Below are 26,345 nucleotides of genomic sequence, written 5' to 3' on the forward strand. Positions count from 1 at the left end.
ATCATAGTTTCCGCGCTGGTATAGTGTTGTTTCATATCGTTGTAGGTAGCTGTATTACCTGGTGTCTCCGTTTCGCACGTTTTGTTGCTCCGCTACAGTGGGTCTTCGTTGGGTTTGCCGGTCTTGTGCTGTGGTCTTTGTTGATGCTTACAGGTGTTGCTGTAGTGCAATCGTTTCCATAAATGGTTATCTTTTTCCGTGCTATGGTCCCGTCTACAGGCAATCTGACTGAATCAATCGATTGCACTATAGTGTTAAAATAAGTGATTTTTTTTGAATTTGTCAAGTGAAAGAGAGAAATAATAAGGCGTTCCAATAAATGAGGTTGATAATGATGGGATTATGCGGAAAATTTTTTTATGCAACAACCGGAATAAAATAGGGCTGACCAATAATGGTCAGCCCGTTCAGCAAGACAGTTTGTAAACAGGGGCATCAGGGCGTATAGGTTACGCTGCTGCCATAAAGGATGTTGGATACACCGGAGAAATACACATGTTTATCGGTGCTGGTAAGATTATACCACAGGTACACGCCATAACCATTGTTTTTGGTTTGCGTGGCCAGTGAATTGGCAGTACTCTGACTGGTGGCCATAATATCCACTGCAGCAGGGCCCAGATTGGATTTGGGCAGACCGGCCACATTGGGCACGGAATACGAGCCGTAGATGGCATTCCAGCTGTAGTTGACAAAATCACCTGCCTTTTTTCCACCCCAGGAGAGACGGGAAGCTGCCGGACCGTAGTAATAAAACGATATGATCTTGGTCGGGATCAGTTTCCGCAGCTCATCGAGGAGCATCACAAAAGAGCTGTCATTGGGTTGTGGCAGGCCATTGTTGCCATAGTCGGCATATTCATCGTCGAAATCAATACCATCCAGGCCATAGTAGTTGGCCGTATCGGCCAACTGCTGGGCGAATGCTTTGGCAGCTGCGCGGCTGGTGAAATTACAGAAGCCTGCGCCCTGATGGTTTCCAAGGATAGATAATAATACTTTCATGCCCTTGTTTTGCAACGGTACGATCTGTGTGGCTTTGTTGACCAGTACGTTGGTCACGTTCGGGTTGTTGTACAACACGGCTTTACCGGTACTGGTGTTGTAGTTGATGTTCGCTGCAAAAATGATGGCAATGTCAAACAGTTGTTGCCCGCCGGTGGTAAGGGTATACTTGCCGGTGTTGAGCAGACTGTTGCTGTTGACTTCTACATAGCAGACAGATTTACCACCTGCTTTAGTAACGGTTTCCACCTTGGGTTCAGTTTTGGTTTGCTGATTGTCGGGTACGGCTCCGTCTTTTTTACAGGAGGCCATGAACAGAAGGGTTGAACAGGAGGTCAGCATCAGCATGGATGACCATACGCGGAATTGTTTTTTCATACGTAAATTTTAACGGTGATTGATATGATGATAACTGATGCTCCTGATGAGCAGTGAGCTGCGCGGATCATAAACGGGATTGGCACGGAACATAATACCGGCGCAAAGCAGAAAATGCTTTTTTGTATGATGGCGCGTTGCTCATCAGGAGCATCAAATTTTTAGATTGTACGATGATGATTACATCATGACCAAACTACACTGTTATCCTGCAATATCATTACCACGTCACTATCACGTCATCGTTTGTCCCACCAGAGCGGGGTGCCGCCGTTATCTTCCGGCTTGCTGAGTAAACCGATGGCTTTAGTGACAGCTGCATTGTTGGTGTTGTATTCATTCTGCGGGAAGGGGAGCCTTCTTACCTGCAGGGTGGAACTGATTGTACCACCACTGTTGTTGTTAACTACCGGGAACAGTTTAGGATACCCTGTACGACGGAACTCTGTCCATGCTTCCTGTCCTTCGGGGAACATAGCCAGCCATTTCTGGGTGCTGATACGTTCCTGTTTTTCTGCCAGGCTGGCGCTTTCCACCCACTTCACGGTAACATGTGTAAGCGTGTCGGCATTGTTCTGTGCATTTTTCGGGTCTACATATTTGTCTGGTGTATTCACGCTGTTGTTGATGTAATTAGCATCCGCTGCATGCCATTGATCGAGGGAGGTGTTGATACCCTGTTCATACAGTGTTTGTACGGTGCCGCCGGCATTAGCAAAATTGTTCAATGCTGCTTCTGCGCGGAGGAAGTACACTTCTGCGGCGGTCATCAGCTGCACCGGCGTGTTGAGGGTAAACGCGTCGTCATCTACGTAGTTGAGGGCGGAATAACCCACATAATCGCTTTTGGCGTTGGAACTGGTGATGCTGCCCAGGCGGATACCGATGTATTGCGCAGGGATCGCTGCGTCGGTCGACTTGGACATGTATTTACTGAGGCGTGGGTCTTTGTAGCCTGTGAGATAAGATTGCAGAGACGCGTTAATCTGGATGTCGTTCCAGTTCTTGGCAATAAATACCAGCGGATTCGTATAGCCTGCGCCGGGAATTCTCACCGTCATGTTGCCATCGTTGCTGGTGATCACGCCACCCTTGGCAGGGTTCAGGGCTTTCTCTGCTTCGGCTTTGGCGAGCGCCGGATCAACTTTGATAACGTGCATGGCTAAACGCAACCGTAGAGAGTTGCTGAACTGCAACCATTTGGTAAAGTTGGAATTGTATACCAGGTCAAAGTCACCGAATTTAAATGGCAGTGTTTTACCGCTGGCGATAAAGTCACGGAGTGTGGTGTTGGCAGTGTCCAGCTCTTTGAAGAAGCGGGCGTATACGTCCTGCTGGCTGTCATACTCGATGCTGGTTTTGCTGGTACCGGCCTTGCTATAGGGGATAGGGCCATAAACGTCGGTCACACGGCTCATGGCGGTCACCTGTACGATCTGCGCCACGGCCCATACAGCCGGGAAGTCTTTAGGGATGTTGGACTGGCGCAGTTTGGCCAATTGCCCCATTACGCTCAGGTAACCTGCTTTAAAGGTCTCACCGTTCCAGCCGGTCATCATAAAATAGCTCAGGTTGTTCCTGCCGCCATTAAAAGGAGTGGCGGAAGCAAAGTAGCCGGAGAAGCAGTCAGCGTTCAGATTTTGTTGTAACTGGAAAGAGTTGGGGTCACCGCCGCCGGAGAAGTTGTAAATAGCCATGGTAGCAGTCTTCAGATAACTGAGGTTATAGAAGTCTGCTTCCAGCATGCCGTTGGGAATGCCGGTGTTATCGGTATTATACAATTCAAAGTTTTTGGTGCAGGCGCTCATAGCCAGCAGCAGTCCTGCTGCGATGGCCGGGAGACGGTATTTACCGGAAAATATATTGATACGTTTCATGTTTTCAGTTTTACGGTGGAAGCATAGATTAGAAAGTGGCGTTCAGCGTCAGACCGTAGTTACGGGTGGCTGGCGGCATGAAGATGTCTACACCAGACAGGCCGTTGGCGGTGGACATGGTCAGTTCCGGATCATATGGCGCTTTTTTGTGGAAGTAGATCAGGTTACGGCCGGTGAGGGAGAAACGCAGCGTTTTCATCCAGCTGTTTTTTACCGGAACGGTGTAACCGAGTGACAGCTCACGGAGCCTTACCACGGTGGCGCTGTACATGTATTCACCGGACACTGCTTCACGGCCACCGATGGTACCATACCATTTCTGCGGATCTACGCTGGTAACAGCTTTCTGGTCGGGGCCAACACCGTTGATCGCTACGCCTCCTGCATCACGGGCATCACCGGTAACTTTAGATACGCCGTATTGGTCCATTACAGATTGGGTCACGGACATTACCTGGCCGCCAAACTTACCATCTATCAGGAAAGACAGGGTGAAATCGCCGTAAGAGAGATTGTTGTTCCAGCCCAGCTGCCATTTCGGATTGGCATTGCCCAGGTATACAAAGTCGCCGCCCTGTTTGATAGGAGAGCCTTTGTCATCGATTTTGATGCGGCCTTGTTCATCCCGTTGCAGCACGGTGCCATAAATATCACCGAAGGAACCGCCTACTTTGAACTTAGATACGAAGTTGGCGCCGGAAGCACCGCTCAGCACAAACTCAGGGTTGGTGGTTGCCAGTTCCACAATGCGGTTATCATTCACAGAATAGTTGATACCGGTATTCCACTGGAATTTACCACCGCGGAATACATCATAGCGGAACACTGCTTCGATACCCTTGTTCTGAATGTTACCGGCATTGAAGTAGAAGAGGTCATAGAAAGATGCCTGTGGCGATTGTATGCTAAGTGTTTGGTTATGGGTATTGGTTTTATAGTAAGTGATGTCTGCTGTCAGCCTGTTGTCCATAAAACGCCATTCCATACCAAATTCCAGTGACTTGGTTTTCTCCGGTTTCAGATCGGTGAAAGGCGCCTGAACGTTACTGATGGCACTACCCACGCCAAAAATATTATTGGCAGGATTGCTCTTGTATGGGTCAGGGGAGCTGCCTACTTCTGCATAGGAACCTCTTACTTTGAGGAAGCTGATGGCTTTAGGCATTTCCATCATTTGGCTCAGGATCAGGTTAAGGCCAACAGAAGGGTAGAAGTAGTTGTTGTTGGGCGTGTAAGAGAGGTTGGAAGCCCAGTCGTTACGGGTGGTGAAATCCAGATAAGCCATCTCTTTAAAGGAGAGGTTGGCACTACCGAAAAGGGACTGGTACTGTCCATGGTTTTCTGGCAGTGTTCCGGAATTGAGCGGGTTCATCGTGTTGAAATTCTGAATGTTGAACACGTTGGCGATTTTCAGCCCGTCTTGTCCGGAGTTGAATTTCACGCCGGTGGTTTTCAGATCACGCAGGGCGCCACCTACTACGCCGGTCAGACGGAAATCTTTGTTGATCGGAATATTGAAGTTCAGCAACAGGTCGCCATATTGCTGGGTGGTAGTGGCATTGTTGTAGTTATACACGCCATTGGCGGGTGCTAACACTTTATAGGTACCGGCATACATCTTTTGATCGTACACGTCATTTATACGGTCAACGCTTCCACGTGCCTGTACACTGAGCCAGGAATTGATTTCGTATTTCAGGCTGGCATTGAGCAACAGGCGGTTCCTGTTCAGGGAATTGGGATTGCGTTTGGTGATCCACCAGGGATTCTGCTGGATATCTTCCAGGTAGGCCCAGTTTTGAACAGGCAGGAAGTTACGGGATGGGTCGGGTATCGCAAACTGGTCTTTGAAAGGCCGGATGTCCTGACCGCGGGGGAAGAGATATAAGCCGGTCAGCGGATTTAAATACAGGCCGGAGAGTGGCGTGTTATCGATCTTCTGTGTTACATAGTTCACATCGGCTTCCGCGATGAGTTTATTATTGAGGAAATGACCTGTTTCCTTAAAGCTGATGTTGTTACGACCCAGTTTATTGCCGGGCTCAATACCGGTAGCGGCAGTATTGGCAAAAGAGAAATAAGTCTGCAGTTGTTCCGTGCCGGCAGACAGGCTGATGGCATTGGTGTATGTCTGACCGGTCTGGAAGAAGGACGACATATTGTTAGTTGCCGGGCTGTTGAGTTTTGCACCCCAGCTTTGCGGAGAGGTGGCGTTGGTTGCGCCGTAATTGTTCTGAAACTCAGGTTTGTAAGCTGCCTGGGCCAGGTTTGCACTGGAAGAAAAATTGATCTGCATCTTACCGGACTTACCACTTTTGGTAGTGATCATGATCACGCCATTGGCGCCCTGGCTACCATAAAGTGCTGCTGCAGAAGCGCCTTTGAGCACGGAGATGCTTTCAATATCTTCCGGGTTCATATTGGAGATGGGGTCGCCGCCGTCGTAGGCGTTGCTGCCGCCATAGGCGCTGGTAGGCTGACTGGTAAGGCTGTTGTTCATAGGTACCCCGTCAATCACATAGAGGGCCTGGTTGTTGCCAATGCCGGACTTGTTACCACGCAGTACCACTTTAGCGGAACCGCCTACGCCGGAAGCGCTGGGGGAGATAGAAAGACCAGCTACTTTACCGTTGAGGGTATTGATCAGGTTGGGATCTTTGGCTTTGGTGAGCTCTCCGCCGCTTACCTGTTGCATCGCATAGGTAATGGCTTTCTCCGAGCGTTTGATACCGAGGGCCGTTACCATGACACCGGTCAGCTGGGTATTGGAGGAGCTGAGCAGCACTGACAGGCTGGTATTGGTGCCCACCGTGATTTCTTTTGTTTCATAGCCTATGGAGCTGAATACCAGCACGTCTTTAGGTCCGGCCTGAATGGAGAAGCCGCCTTGCTCATTGGTAATAGTACCGCGGGTAGTGCCTTTCACCTGGATACTGATGTTAAACAATGGTTTACCATCAGCGCCCGTAACGGTGCCTTTGATGGGAGCCGCTTGTAACACCGTCTCGGGAATAGGTTTGGGGCTGATCACAATGATCTTGTTCACGATCGCATATTCCAAGGGCTTGCCTTTCAGGCATTTGTCGAGCACGTCTGTGAGCGGGGCGTTGCTGACGTTCATATTGACAGGGCCTGAGCCTTGCAGTAGCTTTTCATCATACACAAACTCATAACCGGTTTGTTTGCTGATGTTGTTGAACACGTCGTACAGGGCAAGTCTTTTACCTTTAAGCGTCACCGTTTGGGAAAACGATTTAGCACTGAGGTGAAGGGTGACAGCCAGTAGAAGGGTGGCAGTTAATTTCATAACCAACAGAAATTTTCGGAGCAAAGGCCGGTCTGACCGGCAGGCTTTGCCAGTAGTAAGTTGTTGCATACTTTTGTGTTCGTGGCTTTTAAAAAATCAGTTTCTAATCATCAAGTGAAATTGGGTAGCCATTATATTTTTTTATTTATTCATTTTTTTATTTAATGAGGATGCCTGGCATCCCTTAAATGGCCAAATGATCAAATAAAAAAATCTTTTCTACCGGGCCCTGACTGCAATCGGGGTCCGGTTTTTTCTACCATAATGGTTGATAGTTCATTACGTGTCCATAACATGAAATCTTTTAAACGTTACATAATTGTTACAGGTATAAGTGCTAGTGTGGCGTCACCGGTCTGGCGGTGATAGTACGCCCGTCCACTGTAAATTTTATGCGTTGGGTGGTTTCGAGGGCTTTGAGCAGGGCGGCTGCATCTTCCCGGCGGGAGATCACTCCCGTGAGGTCAATGTCAGACACGTTGCCGTCATAAGCTACCTCTATATCGTACCAGCGGGCAAGTTGCCGCATGATGGTGCGGATGTTGGTGTTACGGAAGCGGAACTTCCCTTCTTTCCAGGCGAGGGCCTGTTCTATATCGGCCGTACTGGTGGTGAAAGTGCCGCCATCGGGCTCAATACTGGCCTGGTAGCCGGGTTTGAGAAGGCTTTGCCGGGTACCGCGGGCCACCTTCACCGCGCCATCTACCAGGGTGGTACGGATAGCTTGTTCATCGGCGTAGGCCATCACATTGAAACTGGTGCCCAGTACGGTGACGGTCATTTCTTCCATGCCGGGTGTATTGACTTTTACCCGGAAAGGTTTGTTAGCCTGCTGGTTCACTTCAAAATACACTTCCCCCGTAATCTCTACCAGTCGCTCGTTTTCGGTGAATGCAGCCGGAAAACGGATACTGCTGGCGGCATTGAGCCATATTTTGCTGCCATCGGCCAGCGTGAGCTGGTATTGGCCTCCTCTTGGCGTGGCCACGGTATTGTACAACGGCTGTTTGTTGTCTCCATTGCCTTTATAGGTAAGCGCACCGTTCGTGTTGCTGATCTGCGTATTGCCCTGTACGGCCAATGCGCCGTTGCTGCTGCTGTCCAGCGTAATGGTGCTATTGTCGGCCAGTATAAGCATGGCTTTGTTGCTGCCAGGCGCCAGTGGACTAACTTTGACCGTGGTGCCCATGGGAGCTGCCACCTCGGGGCGGCGCACCAGGAATACGCCACTGGTAATAATACCCGCTGCCAGTACTGCTGCTGCGGCATACATCCAGCGTTTCCGGGTGTAATGCCCGCGTACTGGCTGTAAGGGCGCTGTTTGCAGCACTTGTTGCAATAAAGCGGCCTTCTCTGCTTCCGGCCATTCAGCTTCGGGAGCAGACCGGGTATACAGCGTATGCAGGATATCAGCCTTGATTTCCTCCTCAAAAGCACCATTGGCAACTGCCTCTTGCAATTGTGCCAGCTCATCCGGGTTCAGCGGCTGATGCTTGTATTTTTCCAGTAGTTGCCTGATTTCAGCGACGGTCATTATTGCGACTTTAGAAATGGTGACAGGGATAAAGACGAACGATGGAAACAAAAGGAGTATTCCCCCGGAGAAAATTTTTTCATTTTTTTATTTTTCCATTAGAAAGAGCGCCAGGCATCCTCTAAATGAGAAAATAAAAAAATTAAAAAATAAAAAAATTGTGGAGCTGTTGTTTGATGATAGACCGTAAAGACCGCAGGGCCAGTTGCAATTGTTTTTTGACGGTGTGTACGGAGATATTGAGCTGATGGGAGATTTCTTCATTGCTCAGTCCCTGTTTGCGGGCGAGATAGATTTTTTTGCGTGCCGGGGGCAACGAGTCGATAGCGTTATGCAGTATTTGCTGGTACTGGTGGTCCTGTACCACATGATCTGTGTCGTTGGCATAGCCGGGGTCCTGCATCCCGAGGTAGGCCATGGCCTTTTCTTTTACCAGCTGCTTGCGGAAGCTGTCATATATATGATTACGTGTCAGTATAAACAAATAGTCGGAAAAATCATCGATAGTGTCCAGCGTTTCCCGCTTTAACCATACCCTCATAAAGATCTCCTGTACAACTTCACTCGCGGCGGTACGGTCTTTCAGATATAGCATAGCGGCATTGAACACCTGTTGGCTGTAGGCGTTAAACATGCGCGTGTAGGCGGCCTCGTTACCAGCTGCTATCGCTGTCAGTTGCTCTCTTTCATCCGGGATAGATGACCTTGACAATATGTATCAGATTTTTTCTTCCGCCTAAATATAGGAAACTATTCGGAATCGGGGCCTTCCCGACCAGAGGCAAGGGCTAAACTATTTACCGCTGCCGGCTGTTCTTAAAACAGTCACTGTATTCATCACATTTTAAATGATTTTGTATGAAGACACTGAAGGCATTCCGGCTCTTTTTGCTGCTGTTTGCACTTCCTGCACTGTATGTGGCGGCACAGGACGAAGAGACCATCCTGAAAGCGGAAAGGATAAAAAAAGAAAACCTGCCACCGGAGATACTGGCGGATTTTCAGAAACGTTTCCCCAATGTCAGCCTGAACCAGATCATGAAGATCCCTACAGGGTTATATAAGAGAGACTGGCAGGTAGAAGAAGAGAATAAACCCAGTCTCCAGGACGAATATTATACCCTCAGCATGACCGGAGACAAGCTGGACATTGAAGCGTTGTATGATCGTAACGGGCACCTGATCAGGGCGCGGGAAAGAGCGATAGACGCGAAATTGCCGGAGAGCATCGGCATGTACCTGGCCGATCACTATCCCGGCTATAAAGTGGTAAAGGATAAAGTCCACCAGTTGATCTCCCCCAAAAAAATAAAAGCACAATGGGAAGTGATGGTGGTGAAAGACAACGATTTCAGACGACTGTTCTTTGATAAAGACGGCAAATTCGTTAAAGAAAGAAAATGAGCGCGTTATTAAGACACTTTATCAGGGACAACAGCTGGTGGCTGATCATAGCTGTCCAATTGCTGTCCCTGACAGCCCACGCACAGGGAGATCCCCTGCCTTCCTGGAATAGCAGCGCGGTAAAACAATCTATTATCCGTTTTGTGTCAACGATCACCAATGAACAATCTACACAATATGTCCCGCCGGAAGACCGCATTGCCACTTTTGACAATGATGGCACCCTGTGGGCGGAAAAACCGGTGATACAGGAACAATTCGTGGTCTTCCGGATCATCCAGCTGGTAAAACAAACTCCGGCGCTGCGCAACAAACAACCCTATAAAGCCATATTGGAGAAAAACCGGGCATACCTGAAGACCCTTGGCCGCAAAGGGTTGTTGGACCTGATGGACCTTACTCATACCGGTATGACGGAGACCGATTTCCATGATGCCGTGATGCGGTTTTTTGCCGTGGTAAAACATCCGGTGTTAGGAGTGCCGGTAGCGCAACTGGTATATCAGCCACAGCTGGAACTGCTGAATTACCTGCGTGACAACCAGTTCAAGATCTATATCTGTTCAGGAGGAACGGTAGAGTTTATCCGGGCCATCTCTCAAAAATATTATGGTATCCCCCCGGAACAGGTGATCGGCACTACCTTTCGATATGCTTATGTAGACAGTGCCGGGGTGAATGATATCATGCGCCTGAAAGGCCTCAATCCGTTGAACGATAAAAGGGAAAAACCGGTCAACATTCAATATTATATCGGTAAACGTCCTATCCTGGCTTGCGGCAACATCGGCGGCGGCGGGGATATCAGCATGCTCCGTTTCTGCCAGGGAAACAAATACCCGTCCCTGCAATTGCTGGTACATCATGATGACGGAGAAAGGGAATTTGAATATGAAGAAGATGACAACGAATCGCTGAATAACGCCCACCGCTATGGTTGGGGAGTGATCAGCATGAAGAACGACTGGCAGCATATCTTCGTTGGACCCACGCCCTGAAATGCCGTGCCATACCTGATTCTGAAAAAAATGACCTAATTTGGGCCGTCCTTACAGCAGGATGGAAACAGTTATGTCAGGTATGAACAATCATCAATATTCACTCAGGACCGTACAGGTAACCCGCTACGTGACCCCTTTGCGGGAAGGCGGTTCGCTGCCTGCACTTACAGAAGCCGATGACGGTTTCCTGTATGTGCTGAAGTTCAGAGGCGCCGGCCAGGGTGTAAAAGCGCTGATAGCAGAGTTGATCGGCGGGGAAGTGGCCCGGGTGCTGGGCCTCAAAGTGCCGGAAATCGTATTTGCCTCACTGGACCAGGATTATGGCCGCAACGAAGGCGACGAAGAAATACAAGACCTGCTAAAGTCCAGCGTGGGACTGAACCTGGCGTTGCACTACCTCTCCGGTTCCATCACCTACGATCCGGTGGTGACCACCATCGACGAAAACCTCGCTTCTAAAATTGTATGGCTCGATTGTCTGCTCACCAATGTGGACAGGACCGTGCGTAACACCAATATGCTGATGTGGAACCGGGAACTGTGGCTGATAGACCATGGCGCCTCCCTGTATTTCCATCATTCCTGGGACAATTGGGAAGAGCAGGCCACCAGGCCTTTTGCGAAAGTGAAAGACCATGTGTTGCTGCCGCAGGCCACACAGATCGCTGAAGTGGACAGCGCTTTCCGCGCCATCCTTACGCCGGAGAGTATCCGCGCTATTGTGGGCCTGGTGCCGGAAGAATGGCTTACCGGTCAGGAAGGTGTTTCCGCAGCGGAGAGACGCGAAGTATATGCACAGTTTTTAACCAGGAGGGTAGCCTCTTCCGAAATTTTTGTAAAAGAAGCAGTATATGCAAGATCAACACTTATATGAGTACGCCGTTATACGCGTAGTGCCACGGGTAGAGCGGGAAGAGTTTCTCAACGTAGGTGTCATGCTCTACTGTAAAAAACAGAAATTCCTGCAGATGCGTTATACGCTGGATGAATCCAGGCTGCGCGCTTTATGCCCGGCTATTGACATTACCGAACTGGCAGGGTATCTCTGTGCCATTGAAAAAATTTGCGCCGGCGGCCCACAAGGTGGTCCTATCGGTATGCTGGACCTGGCCTCCCGTTTCCGCTGGCTGACGGCCACCCGGAGTACCATTGTACAAACCTCCAGGACCCATGGCGGACTGTGCACAGATGCAGCTGCTACTTTGCAGCGCTTGTATGAACAACTGGTGTTGCTGCCGTAAAAGAAATGAAAAGCAGCTGGAAAATGGATGGGGTAACAGACAATGGCGTGATGGGCATTACAAAGAAGCTGACTCCACCAACTCCAGCTGCAGCTTCAGTTTAGCGGCAATCTCGGGGCCTTCAAAACCGATGTTGCTGAAACGGATATTGCCTTTGGTGTCTATGATGTAAGTTGCCGGAATAATATTGAAACGGAATTTTTCTCCTACGTCCGGATCGGTATTGTAATATACCGGGAAGGTATATTTTTTATGGCCGGACCATCCCTGTGCATCGGCGAGGGTGTTGCGGGCGCCGCTGTTGACCACCATGAAAACCACTTTGGGATTGTTTTTATAAGCCTCGTACAACTGTTGGAGATAGGGCATTTCCTGCATACACGGGCCGCACCAGGTGGCCCAGAAATCAATCAGTATAATTTTATCTTTTAGGGCGGCAGGTGATACCGGCTGGCCTTTCATGTCTACAAAGGATTGCAGCGAAGGGGCGGGCCGGCTGATCAGCTGGCGGCGTACTTTGTCGAGCAGTATTTTCTCCCGCAGCTGTTGCACGGTTTTCAGTTTTTCTTTGTTCCCTGTATGCGTATAGAAGAGGGTGGCGTTGTTGAGCGTCTCGTTGTCCGGGGAGATGGCGAGGGCGCTGTCTGTTTGTTGTGCCCCTTCGTGCAGGCGTGCCTGTTGGAGGTCTATTAATCCCAGCAGGGAAAGGAGATTAGCCTGTGCCTTCCGGGTTACGGCCTGGCGGGTGCTGTCACTTACAAAAGGGTAGATGTAGCCTGTTTCCGGAAAGTACCGGATGATACCGGCGGGGAAGCTGTCGGCCTGCGACAGTGCCAGCTTTGCATAGTAGCGGGCAGTGTCGGGCGCCAGCTGGTTAGTTTGCAGCGTGGTGGCCAGTTCTTTTAAGGTCTCGGCTGTCCAGGGATTGCGGCGTTGGGTAGCTACCTTACGGGCATGGTACAACGTTTTTTCGGTATGATGTTGCGCGGCATACAGTTGGAACAGCTGTTCATGCATACCCGTATAGGCGTTGGCGTTTTGTGGTGTTTCCTTTTGCAGGGCCTGTTCCAGCAGTTTTATCCGGGTGGCGGTATCTTTCTCTTTGCGGATGTTGGAGGCCAGTTGTTCTATGCCGGGTTCGCTGCCGGGAAAACGTTTCATCACTACTTGCCGGATGGAGTCTACCCTGGTATTTTCACCGATGATGAGATAGCCCATGGTCACTTTGTTGAGGTTCCCCGGATTGGAAGGGGCGCTGTTGAATTTCTGCGCGATCACCTGAAAGGCCTGCTGACGGAAGGTTTCCCGGGCTTTGGCATCGGGGGCGTGTTGCAGGTTGTATTGCAACAGGCGTACTTTCGCTTCATAGTTGCCGGGGTACAGGTCCAGCTCCTGTTGGTACAGGGAGGCCTGTTCTGCGGCGAGCCCGGGTGACTTGCCTCTTTGTGCAGACAGACTATAGGCTTTGTACAGCAGTCCGTTTTCCACCGGCTGGTGGCCGGTGTATACGGAGACTGCGTAGTGGCTGTCTGCTGCGGGCTTGTCGATGAGCTCACCGCTTTCCAGGTAAAAGGTAGCATAGGTGGCAAAACCTGCCAGGCGGAAGGAGGTCGTCCACTTGTGGCCCTGTCGGTGCAAGGATATTCTGGTCGCTACATCATAAAAGTTTGAGTAGGAGAATACCAGTGTGATACCGGATACGCTGTCAGGGATAACAGCAGCCGGTGACTGTGGATCGTAGGTCACCGTGACAAGATCGCCGCGCTGCGGGTATTGCGGCGCGATGGTAACCCGTTGCTGTGACCGGGCGTTGGTGGCAACGCCGGTCAGCAGCATCAGGAACAATATGGCAAATGAAAAAGTACGCATCATTAGTATCCCGGGTTTTGAGTGAGGTTGGGATTGGTGCTGGTAGCGTCTACCGGGATGGGGTACAGGGTATCTGTATCCTGCCAGTTGGCGCCTTTGATGGGTTGCAGCACGGCGGAAGATTGTTTGGTCCGTTTCAGGTCAAACCAGCGGTGGCCCCATTCGGTGAACAGCTCGAGGTGTCTTTCTTTGGCCACGGCTTTCAGCAGGTCGTCTTTACTGAGCGTGTTGGATAATACGGGAATGCCTGCACGAACACGGATCGCGTCAATATCGGCACGGCCTTCATCCAGTTTGCCTTGCTGGATGCGGGCTTCAGCGCGGATGAGGTATTGTTCGGCGAGGCGCATCACCATGGAATATTCTGTTATTACGCCCAGGGTACCCACCCTGATTTTGTATTTAAACGGAAAATAGTAGGTCGCTCCGGTAGATGTTTTACGAAAGCCTGTCCAGTTGGTCAGTCGCAGATCGTTGGGTTCGAAGCGGCGGATAAAATTCAGGGTGTCCAGCCGGAAAACTGCAGTAGCTGTGGCATTGGCGGGAGCAGCGGTGAAGCCTTCCCAGGTATTGCGGCCACCAGCCACGTTCACGGGTTGCAGCTGGAAAATCGCTTCACCGCTGTTGGCGAGGAATACCTTGTTCAGGTCTTTCTGCAGGGAATATTTATTGTCTGCAATCACTTTTGAAGCAGTAGCTTCTGCCTGTGCCCATTGTTGGTTGTAGAGATAAACCCTTGCCAGCAGCGCATTGGCGGCAGCTTTGTTGGGCCGTACGCGTGTGCCGGTCGGATAGTCGTCGCCCATCAGGGATACGGCGTCGTTCAGGTCTTTGATGATGTTATCATAGACGGCGGCCCTTGTTGCGCGTGGTTTGAGACCATTCTCTTCGTAGTTGGTGGTCGTAATCAACGGTACATCACCATACATATTGACCAGGTAAAAATAGAAGAAGGAACGCATGAAATAAGACTCGCCCAACAATTGATTTTTAACATTGGGAGAAAGGCCGGTGGCTTTCTGTAGTCCTTCCAGACAGGCATTGGTGTGATAAATGAAACCATACTGATCGGCAAACATGCTCTTTACATACTGGCTGCTGGGTACCAGCCTGTTTTCCCGGAAAACGTCGTAGTTCTCGAACGCCGAGAAATAATACATTTCATCGGCCTGCATGGCAGACAGAAAGCTGAGCAGCACATTGGCAAACTGATAGTTGAAGCCGTTCATATCGGTGTATAAACCTGTTACGGCAGCGGTAGCAGTTTTATCGTCTGTGAACACCAGTTCGGATACCAGTTCGTTTTTCGGCAGGGGGGTGTCTACATATTTGTTACAAGCTACCGTTGTGGTGATGGCCAGTAAAGTGATATATATATAAATGCGTTTCATGTCAGTATATTTTATCAGAGTGACAACTGTAATCCTATGGTATATGTTTTCAACGGAGGCATCATTCTGCCTTGTGTTTCAGGATCATAACCTTCATACCCGGTGATCGTGAACAGGTTCTGTGCGAGGCCATAAATGCTGGCGCCAGCCAGTTTCCACTTTTGTACATATTTGGAAAGATCGTAGCGCAGGGAGAGGTTTTTCAACCGGATAAAGGAAGCATCGCCCCATTGTGCATTGGAGATGGCGAAGCTGCGGAAATTGGCCGCGCCGGAACCCACGGTGGCTTTAGGCGCGCCGGCATTGTCTCCGGCAGCTGTCCACCGGTCAAGCGCATACAAGCTCTGGTTGCTGGCGGAGCCGATATACGGAATGCCATAACCATAGTTGAAAGATGTACCTTCCTGTTTCACGAACTGGAAGAGGAACTGAAGGCTGATGCCCTTATAGGAGAAAGTGTTTTGCAGACCGCCGAAGAATTCCGGCAGTTTGTTGCCAAGGATGACAAAGTCATCTGGTTCTGATGGTGTGGTGGTGGTACCGCCTTTGGCTTTCTGGAAAAGGGCCAAACCGGTTTGCGGGTCGATGCCGGCAAACTGGAATCCTTTCTGAATGGTCAGTGGTTTACCTACTACCATCAGGTCTTTATAAGAAGAAGATTCAATGTTGGGGAATTCCTTCAGTTCATTTTTATTGATGGACATATTGACGGAAGTCCGCCAGGAGAAATCTTTCCGTTGGATGTTGATGGTGTTGACTTCAAACTCCCATCCGCTGTTGAGCACTTTCGCCGGGAAGTTGCGGGTGACGGAAGGGAATCCGGTCTGTGGAGACAGTTTATAGTCGAGCAACTGATTGTCCGAAACATTGTGATAATAATTGGTGGTGATCAGCAGGCGATCGTCGAAGAAGCCCAGCTCCAGGGCTGCTTCTTTCTTATGGCTTAATTCCCAGCGGTAGGCGGGGTTGGCCAGCCTGGAAGGGGTGAGCCCTGTTATACCGTCATAGGGGAAGGAGGTAGACGTCCAGCTGTCAAGGTATTTATAGTCGCCGATATTATCATTGCCGGAAGTGCCGATACTGGCGCGTAGTTTACCGAAGCTGAGTACGGATCCTTTTGGCATAAAGGATTCTTTACTGAAAATCCATGCGGCGCCTACTGCTCCGAAGTTACCGAATCGGTTGCCTGGTCCGAAGCGGGTGGAGCCATCGCGACGGAACGTGGCGTTGATCAGGTATTTTTCGTCCCAGTTATAATTCACTTTACCAAATACTGCATTATAACGGTAAAGGGCATACGTACTGGCTTTCGAGGTCAGTTTGGCCGCGGCATTCATATTTTCGAGCATCGCATCGCTGGAATAACCTTCGCCGATCACCCAGTTGCCTTTGCGGACGGCTTCCTGCCAGCTGCCGCCGACGAGCACCTGCAGGTCGCCTTTACCGATATGGGTGGTATAATCGATCTGCGGTTCAATGATATAGGTATTGGCTTGTGTATTGCCATAATTGGCCATACTGGTAGTGGTGGTGTTGGGGTTATTACTTTTCAGCGGTACCAGCTGCGTTTGTTGCATATCGCTGCGGGTATAGCCTACGTTGGCTTTCAGGTTCAGACCCGGTAGCAGGGTGTAGCGGATGTCTGTTTGTGCCACCAGGTTATTGGTACGGGTATTTGAGCTACGGAGCAGAAAAGCCATCGGGTTGAGGCCATCGGGCCTCCAGTAGTAGTTGCCGGTGGAATCATAGATTGGATAGTTAGGAACCATGTCGGTAAACCCGGTCAGGCTGGCGGCGATGGAATTATCACGCAGCGTGGAATAGTTAGCGACAGCGCCTATATGAAACCGGCCGTCTTTATTACTGTGGTCGATGCTGAAGCTGCCCGCACCTTTGGTGAAGCCGAGGTTGTTGGGCATGACGGTGGTTTCTTTGCGGAATGTGCCGCCCAGTCTGAACTGTGTCTGAGTATTACCACCGGACACGCTGCCTTGTGCTTCCGTAACATGACCAGTATTGCCGATCATCAGCTTTTGCCAGTCTGTGGTCTTCTGCTGGTCCCAGAGTGTGAGCTCGGGCGCCGTTTCTCTATCATAAGTTTTGTTATCGTTTTTAAATGCCTCTTTACGCATCTGTACATACTGCGGGGTAGAGAGCATATCTATCATGTTCACTACCTTGCTGGCGCCGGTATAAACATTGAACTCAGTCTTTGTTTTACCGGCTTTCCCGCGTTTGGTAGTAATGAGTACCACGCCATTAGCACCTCTGGACCCATAGATGGATGTTGCGTCTGCATCTTTCAATACATCGATCCGTTCTATGTCGGCTGGGTTAATGGATGCCAGGGGGCTTTGGTTGCCGTTGGCAGAAGTGAACTCATTGAGGGGGTCTGTGATGAAAGGCACGCCATCGACGATGAACAACGGCTGGTTGATTTTTAATACTGAATTCTGTCCTCTGATGCTCACGTTGAAAGCGGAGCCGGGTAATCCATTACTGGAGGTCACCAGTAACCCGGGCACATTGGCCTGGAGCGCAGACAACGGGTCCATTACGGGATTGGAAGCAATATCACTGGCTTTGATACTGCTGACAGAACCGGTATTGAATCTTTTGCTGGTAGTGCCATAAGCAATAACTACTGTCTCATTCAGTGCGTTAACAGCGGTCTGTAATACAACAGGAAGGTTAGTGCTGCTGCCTACCGTTATTTCTTTCGGTTCAAATCCTACATAGGTGATCACCAGTACATCGCCTGCATGGGCTTTGATGCTGAATTTACCTTCCGCATCCGTGATGGTGCCGGTACTGGTGCCTTTTACCTTGACTGTTACGCCCGGCAATGATACGCCTGCCGCGTCTTTCACGGTGCCGGTCACGGGTTCCTGTACTAACGGCGTGCTAACAGGCAGGTCACGCCGTTTAATGAAAACGGTTTTGTCTTTGATCGTATAATCCAGTGGCTGGCCTTTAAACACTTCCGCCAGGAAATCCTGCAGCGGCTGTTGTTGTGCCTGTACGCTTACCGGCCGGGTACTGGGTAGGAGCGCCCGGTCATAAAAGAACAGGTAGCCGGTCTGTTTTTTAACGGCGGTAAACACATTTTCCATGGAGATGTTGCGCGCAGAAAGCGACACTGTCTGCGCAGAAGCGCCGGCAGAAACCTTTAGTGTGGCCGCAATCAGTAACATCACTGTTAATCTCATTGTTAGTGCAATTTTGGTTGGTAAAGACCCCGGTATAGAAAGAGTCTTTGCATAAAGATTCAATTGCATAGATTTGCATTGTTTGGATGTAAATAATCAGTATTTAAGTCGTCAAGCTTAATACTGGCTGTCTTCGTCCGGACATTCACCGGGGGTGGGTCCAATCACCTCCGGTTTTTTTATGGGCGGGACTGCCGATCTTAGGTCAGTGGTGGTGCATATAGCTGATAGATGGCTGGTTTCGCTCGTTGTGAATCATGACAATTTATGGTTGTACAATAATGTTTCTTCCTTTCATATGAAAACGGATGCCTGTTGATTGCAGGCCTTCCAGTACGTCTTCCAGTGGCAGGTTACGTTGTATTTCGCCCTGGAAGGTGCGGACGGGGATGCTTCCCTCGTACACCGCATGTACATCGTACCATCTTTCCAGTTGCCGCATGATGGCGGGTATATCGGCATTATTAAAGTAGAATTCTCCGTTTTTCCAGGCGATAGCGGCGGAGGTATCTGTTGGGCTGACCCTGATGTTGCCGTTGGTGATCTGTGCCTGCTGGCCGGGTGCGAGGGTGCGGGAAGTGCTGCCGGTGTTGACTTTCACCGCGCCGCTCACCAGGGTGGTGCTGATGGTATTTTCGTTGGCATAGGCGCTGATGCAGAAGCTGGTGCCCAGTACGTCTACCGTGGTCTGGTCATTGATCCTGACCTGAAATGGATGGTTGGCTTTTGATGTTACTTCCAGGTAGGCTTCACCGGTGATGCTTACCTGCCTGTTGCCTTCACGGAAGGCGGTGGGGTAGGTGATGGAAGAAGCGGCATTAAGCCATACGGCGGTACCATCTGGGAGTATTACCCTGAACTGGCCGCCACGGGGAGTAGTCAGTGTATTCAGTGCCGGCGCTGCGTCCGGGTTTTGTATAGCATAGCGGAGTTGCCCATTCTGTTGATGGATGCTGGCGGCGCCCTGCGCAATCACCTGTTGGCCGGCGCTGTCCAGTTGTAGGGTGGAGCCATCGGCCAGTGTGAGTACGGCTTTGCTGGTGCCCGCCAGTACCGGCGCCTGTTCCTGCTGTTGGGCAATAGGGGCGGCAGGACGGGAACGTTGGGTGTACCAGGCGGTGCCGGCCAGCAAAACCACCGCTGCGGCGGCACTCCAGTGTCGCCAGTTCAGCCGGAAGGTTTTGCGTGGTGCACGTTCAAAGTTAGCATCGGTCAGGTGTTTGGCCCGAAAGGCCTCCCAGGCGGTATTGACATCGGGTTGGGAATAACGTTGGAGTTTGTCGGCCAACAAACGGGTGTCGTTCCATTGTTCCATAAAACGACGGTTCTCTGGTGTGGCATCCAGCCAGGCACGCAATTCTTCGGCTTCACCGGCGGTGAGCTGGTCTTGCTGGTGCCGGCTGATCAGGTAGGCGACCCGTTGTAAAAATGTATCTGCTTGTTGGCTGTCAGGTACTCCCAAAGTTGATGTTTTACTATAGAAACAACAACTTGTTAAGTTCGATGAAAGGAAAAAGCAAAAATTTTGAAATTTTTTTAAAATAAATATGTTCTCGTTTGAACATAAGCGTTTAAAACTCCACGGTTACATCCAGCGCCTCGGCCAGCAACTTCAGTTGCGGGATACTGGCCACCGGCATGCAGGCCAACAGGTAGTTGCCCATACCGGCGTTCACCCGTACGATCATAGCGCCATGTGGCTGCAGCTCTGCATTCACAAAATATATGTACGCTTCGCTCACCGGGTCTTCATCATAAGGTGGTGGCGTCTTAAAGTTGGTGTTCCAGTAAAGCTGGCCTATTTCATTCAGTTTGTGCACCTCTGCTGATACCGGTTTCTTGTAGGAAAGCTCCGCAATCAGTCCGTGTTCCAGCAGGCCGTCTAGCAGGGAAACGGGCAGAGTGGCGCCTGGCACTTCGTCCAGCCCGCGAAGCTCACTGTCTTCGGGGTAACGGCTATGGATATACGTGTATGGATATTCAGCAGCCAGCAGCACCCGTTGGAAGATAGCTGTGGCCACAGGGGTAAAATCATCGGTGTTATCGGTGGGATTAAACAGCCAGATCAGTTGCCACAGTTGCGCCTTGTCTATATCTCTTTTGTAATACTTGTTCCAGGCTGTTTTAGCGCTGACAACCGAACGGGCTTTGTTGAAGTAGCGAAACAGCTGTTGGCCCGTTGCTGAGGCGAAATCGGTGATCGCCTCAAACTCGTTTTCGGCGACTTCCTGATGAAAAGACAGTGGCTTGCCCGGCGCGGTAGAAATAAAAAAAGAATGCCCTTCTTCTTCATTCCTGATGTAGAGGGTATCCAGTTTCCAGTCTTCAGGCCTGTCACCGTATCGGCTGAAACGCAGCGTCCATGCCTTTTGCGTGACCGTCAGGAAGTAGAGCCCCGGCGCAAATAGCTTATTGTGCAGCAGCTGGTAAAATTCATCTGAAGAAATACTGGTTCGTACCAGGTCCTGTTTGAAAACGGGCTTCCCCTCCTGAATAAGCCGTATCAGGTCAGCATTGCCGGCAAAGAGGTAGCCATCCTTTAGCAATTGAGCGGCCATTTCCGGCAGCAGTACATCGTGCCAATCAGTATAATCCGGCGTGGCGATCTGCTCATCCGGCCCAAAGGTGACCGCATGTACCTGGCCCTGCACCGTTGTCTGATGATCGTCTTCTATCCATAGGTGGGCGTGCAGATCGCCTGCGATGGTCACTTCGCCGTGGTTGTAATAACCGATGAAGGTCTGCTGAACGGTGACATTGCCTTTGACATATATGGGAACGCAGCCGGCAATGAGGTTACGGCAGGTAAGGTTGCCATCTATCCACAGAAAACAGGCATATGTGTCCGGTTCATAATCGATGATGGAATTGTCTATCTGTAAGCTGCCCCGGAATATCATCCCGGCGATGTCCTGTTCTACATAGATATCATACAGGTCCAGTAGCTGATCGGTGTGTACATCTTCTTCGAAAATCAGCACTTTCAGCCCGGGAACATCTTCAGACAGGAATTCAAAATCATAGGAAAGACCGGCTGTCAGCCCTTGCCGGACAGCATCTTCCAGCGTCAGTGAAATGGGATTAACGTTCTCGAACATAGGTTTTATCCTTTATAGTCATAATAGCGTAACAACGTGAGATAAAGTGGCAACAACGGTAGCACCTGTTTTTTCAGCACGCTGCTGCGCAACAGTTTAATGGCACGCAGTTTCTGGGTCCGTACGGTATTGTAGGAGATATTAAGCGCGGTGGCAATCTCTTCGTTTTTGCGGCCTTCCAGGTAACCCATTTTGAATACCCGCCGGCATTGAGTAGGTAGTTGTTCAATGGCGGCATACAGGTGTTGCAGCAGCTCTGTTTCCGCCAGGAGCGGATCAAAGCCTGCGGGAAGGGGAGTTGTCTGGGCATCCTGGTGATACAGGAATTCCTGTTCCCGTTCGGTCAACCTGTTTTGTTGTTTCAGGTAATTCAGGCAGGCGTTGCGGGTGGAAATGAACAGAAAAGCTTTGATACTGGCGGTGCTTTGAAAGTCGCCCCGCTTGTCCCATAGTTTGGAAAAAGCTTCCTGCACAAGATCTTCCGCTGCATGGGTATGTGAAATGATGGAACCGGCAAAATAACACAGGGCTTTATAGTGCCAGTCGAACAGCTGCCGGAATACCTGTTGGTCTCCTGCCGCCAGTTGCGCTATAAATGCATCCTCTGTGTGCTTGTTATACTGATCACTCATCCCTGTGCCGCTGAAATAATTGAATCATAAAAATACTGAAAACAATGACGAATTACTAATCTAGTGGGGTATGGTGGTCCTGGTAATTCGGTTTTGTTTTTATTATCTTGGTCACCATGAATTACCGCTATTGGCTCTTATGCTGTCTGATGGCCTGTGTGGCCTGCACTTCGCGTCCTTATACCGTGATCAACAAAGGTGTTGGTGGCAACACGACTTCTGATCTGTTGGCGAGGGTGGAAAAAGACGTGATAGCGCTGAAGCCCGATCTGGTGGTGATGATGGCGGGGACCAATGATATGGTCAACTCCCAAAAACTGGTGCCCTATGCGCAGTACGCCATGCAATACCGGCAGTTGGTGCGGCGTATCCGGCAGGGTGGCGCGACGGTAGTACTGATGACTTCTCTGCCTGTAGACACCGGGTATCTTTTTCTGCGCCACCAGCGCGGGTTGTATGATGTGGCCCCTAACCGCAGAATAGACAGCGCCCGGGTTATTGTACAGGAAATTGCCGCTTCGGAGCAGGTGTATTGTCTCGATCTTCATCACCTTTTTGTCAGCCGCGGTGAGCCGGGCAGGACGGCCGCCTCCATGATGGTCAATGCTGCCAACATGGGCCGGGAGGATGGTGTGCATCCTACCGCTGCGGGTTACCGGTTTATGGCAGCGGAACTATATGCCTGGCTTAAAGCGCATCGCCTGTTGCGCCGGCATCACCGTATACTCTGTTTCGGTGACAGTATCACCTACGGCGCGTTTATGGATGGTGCAGGTACTGACAGCGGAGATACTTATCCCGCGGCATTAAAGCGGTTGTTAAATCATCATTAGGGAAAAGACCTGAGCGAGTCCGTGTGCTTTGTTAGCCATGGTGGCTGGTGGTATGAGCCAGTTTCCCTATACTTTTTATATCCCGCTATATCAACTTGATAAATTTAAAACCCCTTCCAGTCCGTGTTTTGATATTGTTTTTAAAAAAATTAATTAATTATAGGTTGATTATTTAAAAGAATTACTATTTTAGTTCCCGCCAAGGCATTTATTATAAAGTAGGCTTTTTACAGCCTTATATTTTATAAACGCAACCAAATTCTATACACGTTCTGATGAAACTAAAACTATCAGTCACCAGCTGTGGGCTGTTGCTATGCCTTGCTGCGTATGCCGGTCATGGCCATGACACCAGCTATCAACTATATGCGCGAACACTAAACCATCAACAACACCTGTAATTACTGTCTCCGGCTGCATGTGGGCCGGCTATGTCAACCATTCATCTTTAATCAAGCTATTTATCAATCAAAATTCGTTTTGTATGGGAAAATTTACCCGTCACTGGCGACTGAGCAGCTTTCTGCTCCTGCTCCTCGTCATCCTGCAACAGCCGTACGCCTTCGGGCAAAAAAGCTATCTGTTCAAAGGCAGTGTAAAAGATAAAGAAGGCACGCCGCTCATCGGCGTCAACGTGGCCATGAAAGGTACCACCAAAGGAGGCACTACCAACGCCAACGGCGATTTTCAATTTGCTGGTACAACGGAAACGGCTACACTCGTTTTTTCTTTCGTGGGGTATAAAACACAGGAGTTGGAAGCCAACAGCCAACGGGTGGTCAACATCTTCCTGGAACCGGCCAACAAACAAATAGGAGAAGTAGTGGTGGTAGGTTATGGCACCCAGAAAAAAGTAAACCTCACCGGCGCTGTTTCGGTTATTGAAGGCAAAACGATGACGACCCGCTCAGTAGCGTCAGCGTCCCTTGCCTTACAGGGCGCAGCCCCTGGTGTGACCGTCACCCAGCAGTCCGGCGTACCCGGCGGCGATGCAGGCACTATCCGCATCCGCGGCATCGGCTCCATCAACGCAGGCCAGAATCCGCTGGTGCTCATAGACAATATCGAAATGAGCCTCGATGCTATCGATCCTAACAACATCGCCAGCATCTCCGTGCTGAAAGACGCGGCAGCGGCGGCCATCTACGGCTCCCGTGCGGCCAACGGCGTTGTACTGGTCACCACCAAACGCGGTATCAATGGTGTCAGCGTGAGCTACAACGGTTACGTGGCCAAACAATCACCCACCAATCTACCTAAGAAAGTAGATGGGCTCGAACATATGAAACTGTGGGACATCGCACAGGTAAACGCAGGACTGCCGCCGGCTTTCACACAACAGATTGCTGATTATGAAAAACTGGGGCCGGATAATTTCGCCCGTTTTAATACCGACTGGAAAGACCTGATACTGGTGAACAACGGCATCATGCACAACCACAACCTGAGCCTGTCTGCCGGCAGCGAAAAAATCAAAGTATTCGGTTCCGGCGGATACCTGGACCAGAACGGTCTTACCGCCAATACCAATTTCAAACGCCTCGATCTGCGTTTTAATACAGATATTGCCATCACCAGCAAACTGTCTGCCGCTGCGGATGTGGTGGTAAACAGGACAGAACGCAACTGGCCCGGACAGTCATCGCCACAGGGCATTATCCGCGCAATGATAGGCTTGCCCGCCATTGCGCCCGGACAGTTCAATACCGGCGAATGGGGCGAAGGCTGGTCCAATATGAACCCCGCTGCACAAGCCAAAGACGGAGGCTGGGACAAACGTGTCACCGATTCCCGCATCCTCACCGGTACGCTTACCTACAAACCCATCAAAGGCATGGAGCTGCTGGCCAGCTATAGCTCTAATACCGCCAATGGACGCGCAAGACAGCTGACCAATCAATATAAAATTTATACACCGGACATCGCCAACAACAAACTGCTGTTTGCACGCAACTGGCCGGCCAACAATTCATTGATCGATAACAACACACAAACCACCCGTAACATATTCCGCTCCCAGGCAAGCTACAACTGGAACACAGGCCCGCATGGCTTCACCGTATTGGGCGGCTTCACCACCGAGTTGTTTAAAACCAGTTACGTCAACACACAACGTCAAAACCTTATCTCTCCTTCACTGCCATACCTGGATGCGGCAGATCCATTGGGACAGACCATATCAGGTGCGCAGAGTGAATATGCCATGGCATCTGCCTATTCCAGGATCAACTACAACTACAAAGAAAAATACCTGCTGGAACTCAATGGCCGCTTCGATGCATCGTCCCGCTTCCGGAAAGAAAACTGGTGGAAACTGTTCCCCTCTGTATCTGCCGGCTGGCGCATCTCTGAGGAGAACTTCTGGAAATCCATCAGTCATGTGATCAACAGTGCCAAGATCAGAGGTTCTTATGGTTCCCTTGGTAACCAGGACCTCGTGGTGAACGGGGTGGCCAATTATTACCCTACTTACGCCATGTATAGCACGGGTGGCTCTTTTGACTACTACTTCAACAACGTGGTGAATGGAGGCTATGGGCTGACAACCGCCGCCAATCCGTTCATCCGCTGGGAGACCTCCAAAATACTGGATGCCGGTATCGATTTCACTGCCCTCAATGATCACCTGACGGTAACAGCCGATTACTTCAAACGTAACATCACAGACATGTTGCAGCTGGATGGCGTGCCCACCTACGTGGGACTGGGCGCACCTTTCGTGAATATCGGCTCTATGCGCAACACCGGCTGGGAATTGGGTATCGGCTGGAAAGACCGTGCTGGTGAATTCACGTATTCCGTTCAGGCCAATCTGTCTGATGTAAAAAATGAAGTGGTAAGTCTGGGTAGTAAAGAATATATCAACGGTTCACTCATCATGCGTGAAGGTAATCCGCTGAATTCCTATTACGGCTATCAGGCACAGGGTTTCTTCCAGTCACAGGATGAAATTGACAAAGCGCCTTTTCATTTTGCCAATACCAAACCGGGTGATATCCGCTATGCCGATGTAAGCGGCCCTGATGGTAAACCGGATGGCAAAATCAATGCATACGACCGTGTAGTGTTGGGCAATTCGTTCCCGCGTTATGAATACAGCCTGTCTCTCAATGGCCAGTACAAAGGTTTTGACCTGAACATCTTTTTCCAGGGCGTAGGTAAACGGAACAACTATATGTCCGGCACCGGTGCGCAGCCTTTCTATTCCGCCAACTTCCAGGGCACCATCTTCGAGCATCAGAAAGATGCGTGGTCACCGGACAACACGGATGCTGCTTATCCAAGACTGACACCCAACAGTATCGCCAACAACTACGTTACCTCTTCTTTCTGGGTGCGTTCCGGCGCTTATCTGCGACTGAAAAACGTAGTGCTCGGCTATACGCTGCCCAAAACCGTGATCAGCAAAGCCAAGCTGCGCTCTGTGAGGATTTACGCCAGTGGACAGAACCTGCTGACCTGGGACAAATTCTTCCCTGGTTTCGATGTGGAACAAACGAATACCGCAGGGGAATTTTACCCGATCATGAGAACCTTCACTATCGGCCTTAACGCAAACTTCTAAG

The 26,345-nt window shown here is 50.3% G+C and carries 18 protein-coding genes; 7 read left to right on the forward strand and 11 right to left on the reverse strand.

Annotated elements, in window-relative coordinates:
- Window positions 1–435 precede the first annotated feature (435 nt).
- From HHL17_RS14700 to HHL17_RS14720, 5 genes are all read right to left on the reverse strand, one after another.
- Window positions 436–1,383, reverse strand: a complete 948-nt coding sequence (locus tag HHL17_RS14700) for an endo-beta-N-acetylglucosaminidase H (RefSeq protein ID WP_206155990.1) — start codon at window positions 1,381–1,383, stop codon at window positions 436–438.
- A gap of 239 nt (window positions 1,384–1,622) precedes the next feature.
- The gene (locus HHL17_RS14705) at window positions 1,623–3,260 is read right to left on the reverse strand and encodes a SusD/RagB family nutrient-binding outer membrane lipoprotein (protein WP_169225450.1); all 1,638 of its coding nucleotides are present in this window, start codon (window positions 3,258–3,260) and stop codon (window positions 1,623–1,625) included.
- A 28-nt stretch (window positions 3,261–3,288) separates the two neighbouring features.
- Window positions 3,289–6,567, reverse strand: coding sequence for a SusC/RagA family TonB-linked outer membrane protein (locus HHL17_RS14710; RefSeq protein WP_169225451.1), 3,279 nt, complete (start codon window positions 6,565–6,567; stop codon window positions 3,289–3,291).
- Window positions 6,568–6,904: 337 nt separating this feature from the next.
- Complete coding sequence (locus HHL17_RS14715; RefSeq protein ID WP_169225452.1) at window positions 6,905–8,101, reverse strand: FecR family protein; 1,197 nt, start codon at window positions 8,099–8,101, stop codon at window positions 6,905–6,907.
- A gap of 142 nt (window positions 8,102–8,243) precedes the next feature.
- A complete protein-coding gene (locus HHL17_RS14720) occupies window positions 8,244–8,813 on the reverse strand; it encodes an RNA polymerase sigma factor (RefSeq protein ID WP_169225453.1) in 570 nt (189 codons plus the stop codon).
- A gap of 146 nt (window positions 8,814–8,959) precedes the next feature.
- Here HHL17_RS14720 and HHL17_RS14725 point away from each other — a divergent pair, with 146 nt between their 5' ends.
- From HHL17_RS14725 to HHL17_RS14740, 4 genes are all read left to right on the forward strand, one after another.
- Window positions 8,960–9,505 carry a hypothetical protein gene (locus HHL17_RS14725; protein WP_169225454.1) on the forward strand — a complete coding sequence of 182 codons (546 nt, stop codon included), beginning with the start codon at window positions 8,960–8,962 and terminating at the stop codon, window positions 9,503–9,505.
- Window positions 9,502–10,503: an HAD family hydrolase gene (locus HHL17_RS14730; protein WP_169225455.1), complete on the forward strand. Its 1,002-nt coding sequence runs from the start codon at window positions 9,502–9,504 to the stop codon at window positions 10,501–10,503. Before HHL17_RS14725 ends, HHL17_RS14730 begins: the two co-directional genes overlap by 4 nt.
- An 82-nt stretch (window positions 10,504–10,585) precedes the next feature.
- Window positions 10,586–11,380 (forward strand): HipA family kinase, encoded by a 795-nt coding sequence (locus HHL17_RS14735; RefSeq protein ID WP_169225456.1) that lies wholly within the window; start codon window positions 10,586–10,588, stop codon window positions 11,378–11,380.
- Window positions 11,358–11,747: a DUF3037 domain-containing protein gene (locus HHL17_RS14740; RefSeq protein ID WP_169225457.1), complete on the forward strand. Its 390-nt coding sequence runs from the start codon at window positions 11,358–11,360 to the stop codon at window positions 11,745–11,747. Before HHL17_RS14735 ends, HHL17_RS14740 begins: the two co-directional genes overlap by 23 nt.
- 57 nt (window positions 11,748–11,804) lie before the next feature.
- On the opposite strand, the gene HHL17_RS33380 is transcribed toward HHL17_RS14740, so the two are convergent.
- The 6 genes from HHL17_RS33380 to HHL17_RS14770 all read right to left on the reverse strand — a co-directional run bounded on the left by HHL17_RS33380 (window position 11,805) and on the right by HHL17_RS14770 (window position 21,946).
- Window positions 11,805–13,619, reverse strand: a complete 1,815-nt coding sequence (locus HHL17_RS33380; RefSeq protein ID WP_206155991.1) for a TlpA disulfide reductase family protein — start codon at window positions 13,617–13,619, stop codon at window positions 11,805–11,807.
- Window positions 13,619–15,007, reverse strand: a complete 1,389-nt coding sequence (locus HHL17_RS14750) for a RagB/SusD family nutrient uptake outer membrane protein (RefSeq protein WP_169225458.1) — start codon at window positions 15,005–15,007, stop codon at window positions 13,619–13,621. Before HHL17_RS14750 ends, HHL17_RS33380 begins: the two co-directional genes overlap by 1 nt.
- 14 nt (window positions 15,008–15,021) lie before the next feature.
- Entirely contained in the window at window positions 15,022–18,216 is a 3,195-nt protein-coding gene (locus HHL17_RS14755; RefSeq protein ID WP_169225459.1) for a TonB-dependent receptor, read from the reverse strand.
- A gap of 265 nt (window positions 18,217–18,481) precedes the next feature.
- The gene (locus tag HHL17_RS14760; protein WP_169225460.1) at window positions 18,482–19,678 is read right to left on the reverse strand and encodes a FecR family protein; all 1,197 of its coding nucleotides are present in this window, start codon (window positions 19,676–19,678) and stop codon (window positions 18,482–18,484) included.
- A 109-nt stretch (window positions 19,679–19,787) separates the two neighbouring features.
- Window positions 19,788–21,314: a DUF6630 family protein gene (locus tag HHL17_RS14765; protein ID WP_169225461.1), complete on the reverse strand. Its 1,527-nt coding sequence runs from the start codon at window positions 21,312–21,314 to the stop codon at window positions 19,788–19,790.
- 5 nt (window positions 21,315–21,319) lie between these two features.
- Window positions 21,320–21,946 carry an RNA polymerase sigma factor gene (locus HHL17_RS14770; RefSeq protein ID WP_169225462.1) on the reverse strand — a complete coding sequence of 209 codons (627 nt, stop codon included), beginning with the start codon at window positions 21,944–21,946 and terminating at the stop codon, window positions 21,320–21,322.
- 116 nt (window positions 21,947–22,062) lie between these two features.
- Here HHL17_RS14770 and HHL17_RS14775 point away from each other — a divergent pair, with 116 nt between their 5' ends.
- The 3 genes from HHL17_RS14775 (at window position 22,063) to HHL17_RS14780 (ending at window position 26,344) form a co-directional block, all read left to right on the forward strand.
- Window positions 22,063–22,779 carry an SGNH/GDSL hydrolase family protein gene (locus HHL17_RS14775; RefSeq protein WP_169225463.1) on the forward strand — a complete coding sequence of 239 codons (717 nt, stop codon included), beginning with the start codon at window positions 22,063–22,065 and terminating at the stop codon, window positions 22,777–22,779.
- Window positions 22,780–23,054: 275 nt separating this feature from the next.
- Window positions 23,055–23,180: a hypothetical protein gene (locus tag HHL17_RS33725; protein WP_262889050.1), complete on the forward strand. Its 126-nt coding sequence runs from the start codon at window positions 23,055–23,057 to the stop codon at window positions 23,178–23,180.
- Between the two features lie 83 nt (window positions 23,181–23,263).
- A complete protein-coding gene (locus HHL17_RS14780; protein ID WP_169225464.1) occupies window positions 23,264–26,344 on the forward strand; it encodes a SusC/RagA family TonB-linked outer membrane protein in 3,081 nt (1,026 codons plus the stop codon).
- Window position 26,345: the final 1 nt, after the last annotated feature.

This window comes from Chitinophaga fulva (assembly GCF_012927205.1).
GTDB lineage: Bacteria > Bacteroidota > Bacteroidia > Chitinophagales > Chitinophagaceae > Chitinophaga > Chitinophaga fulva.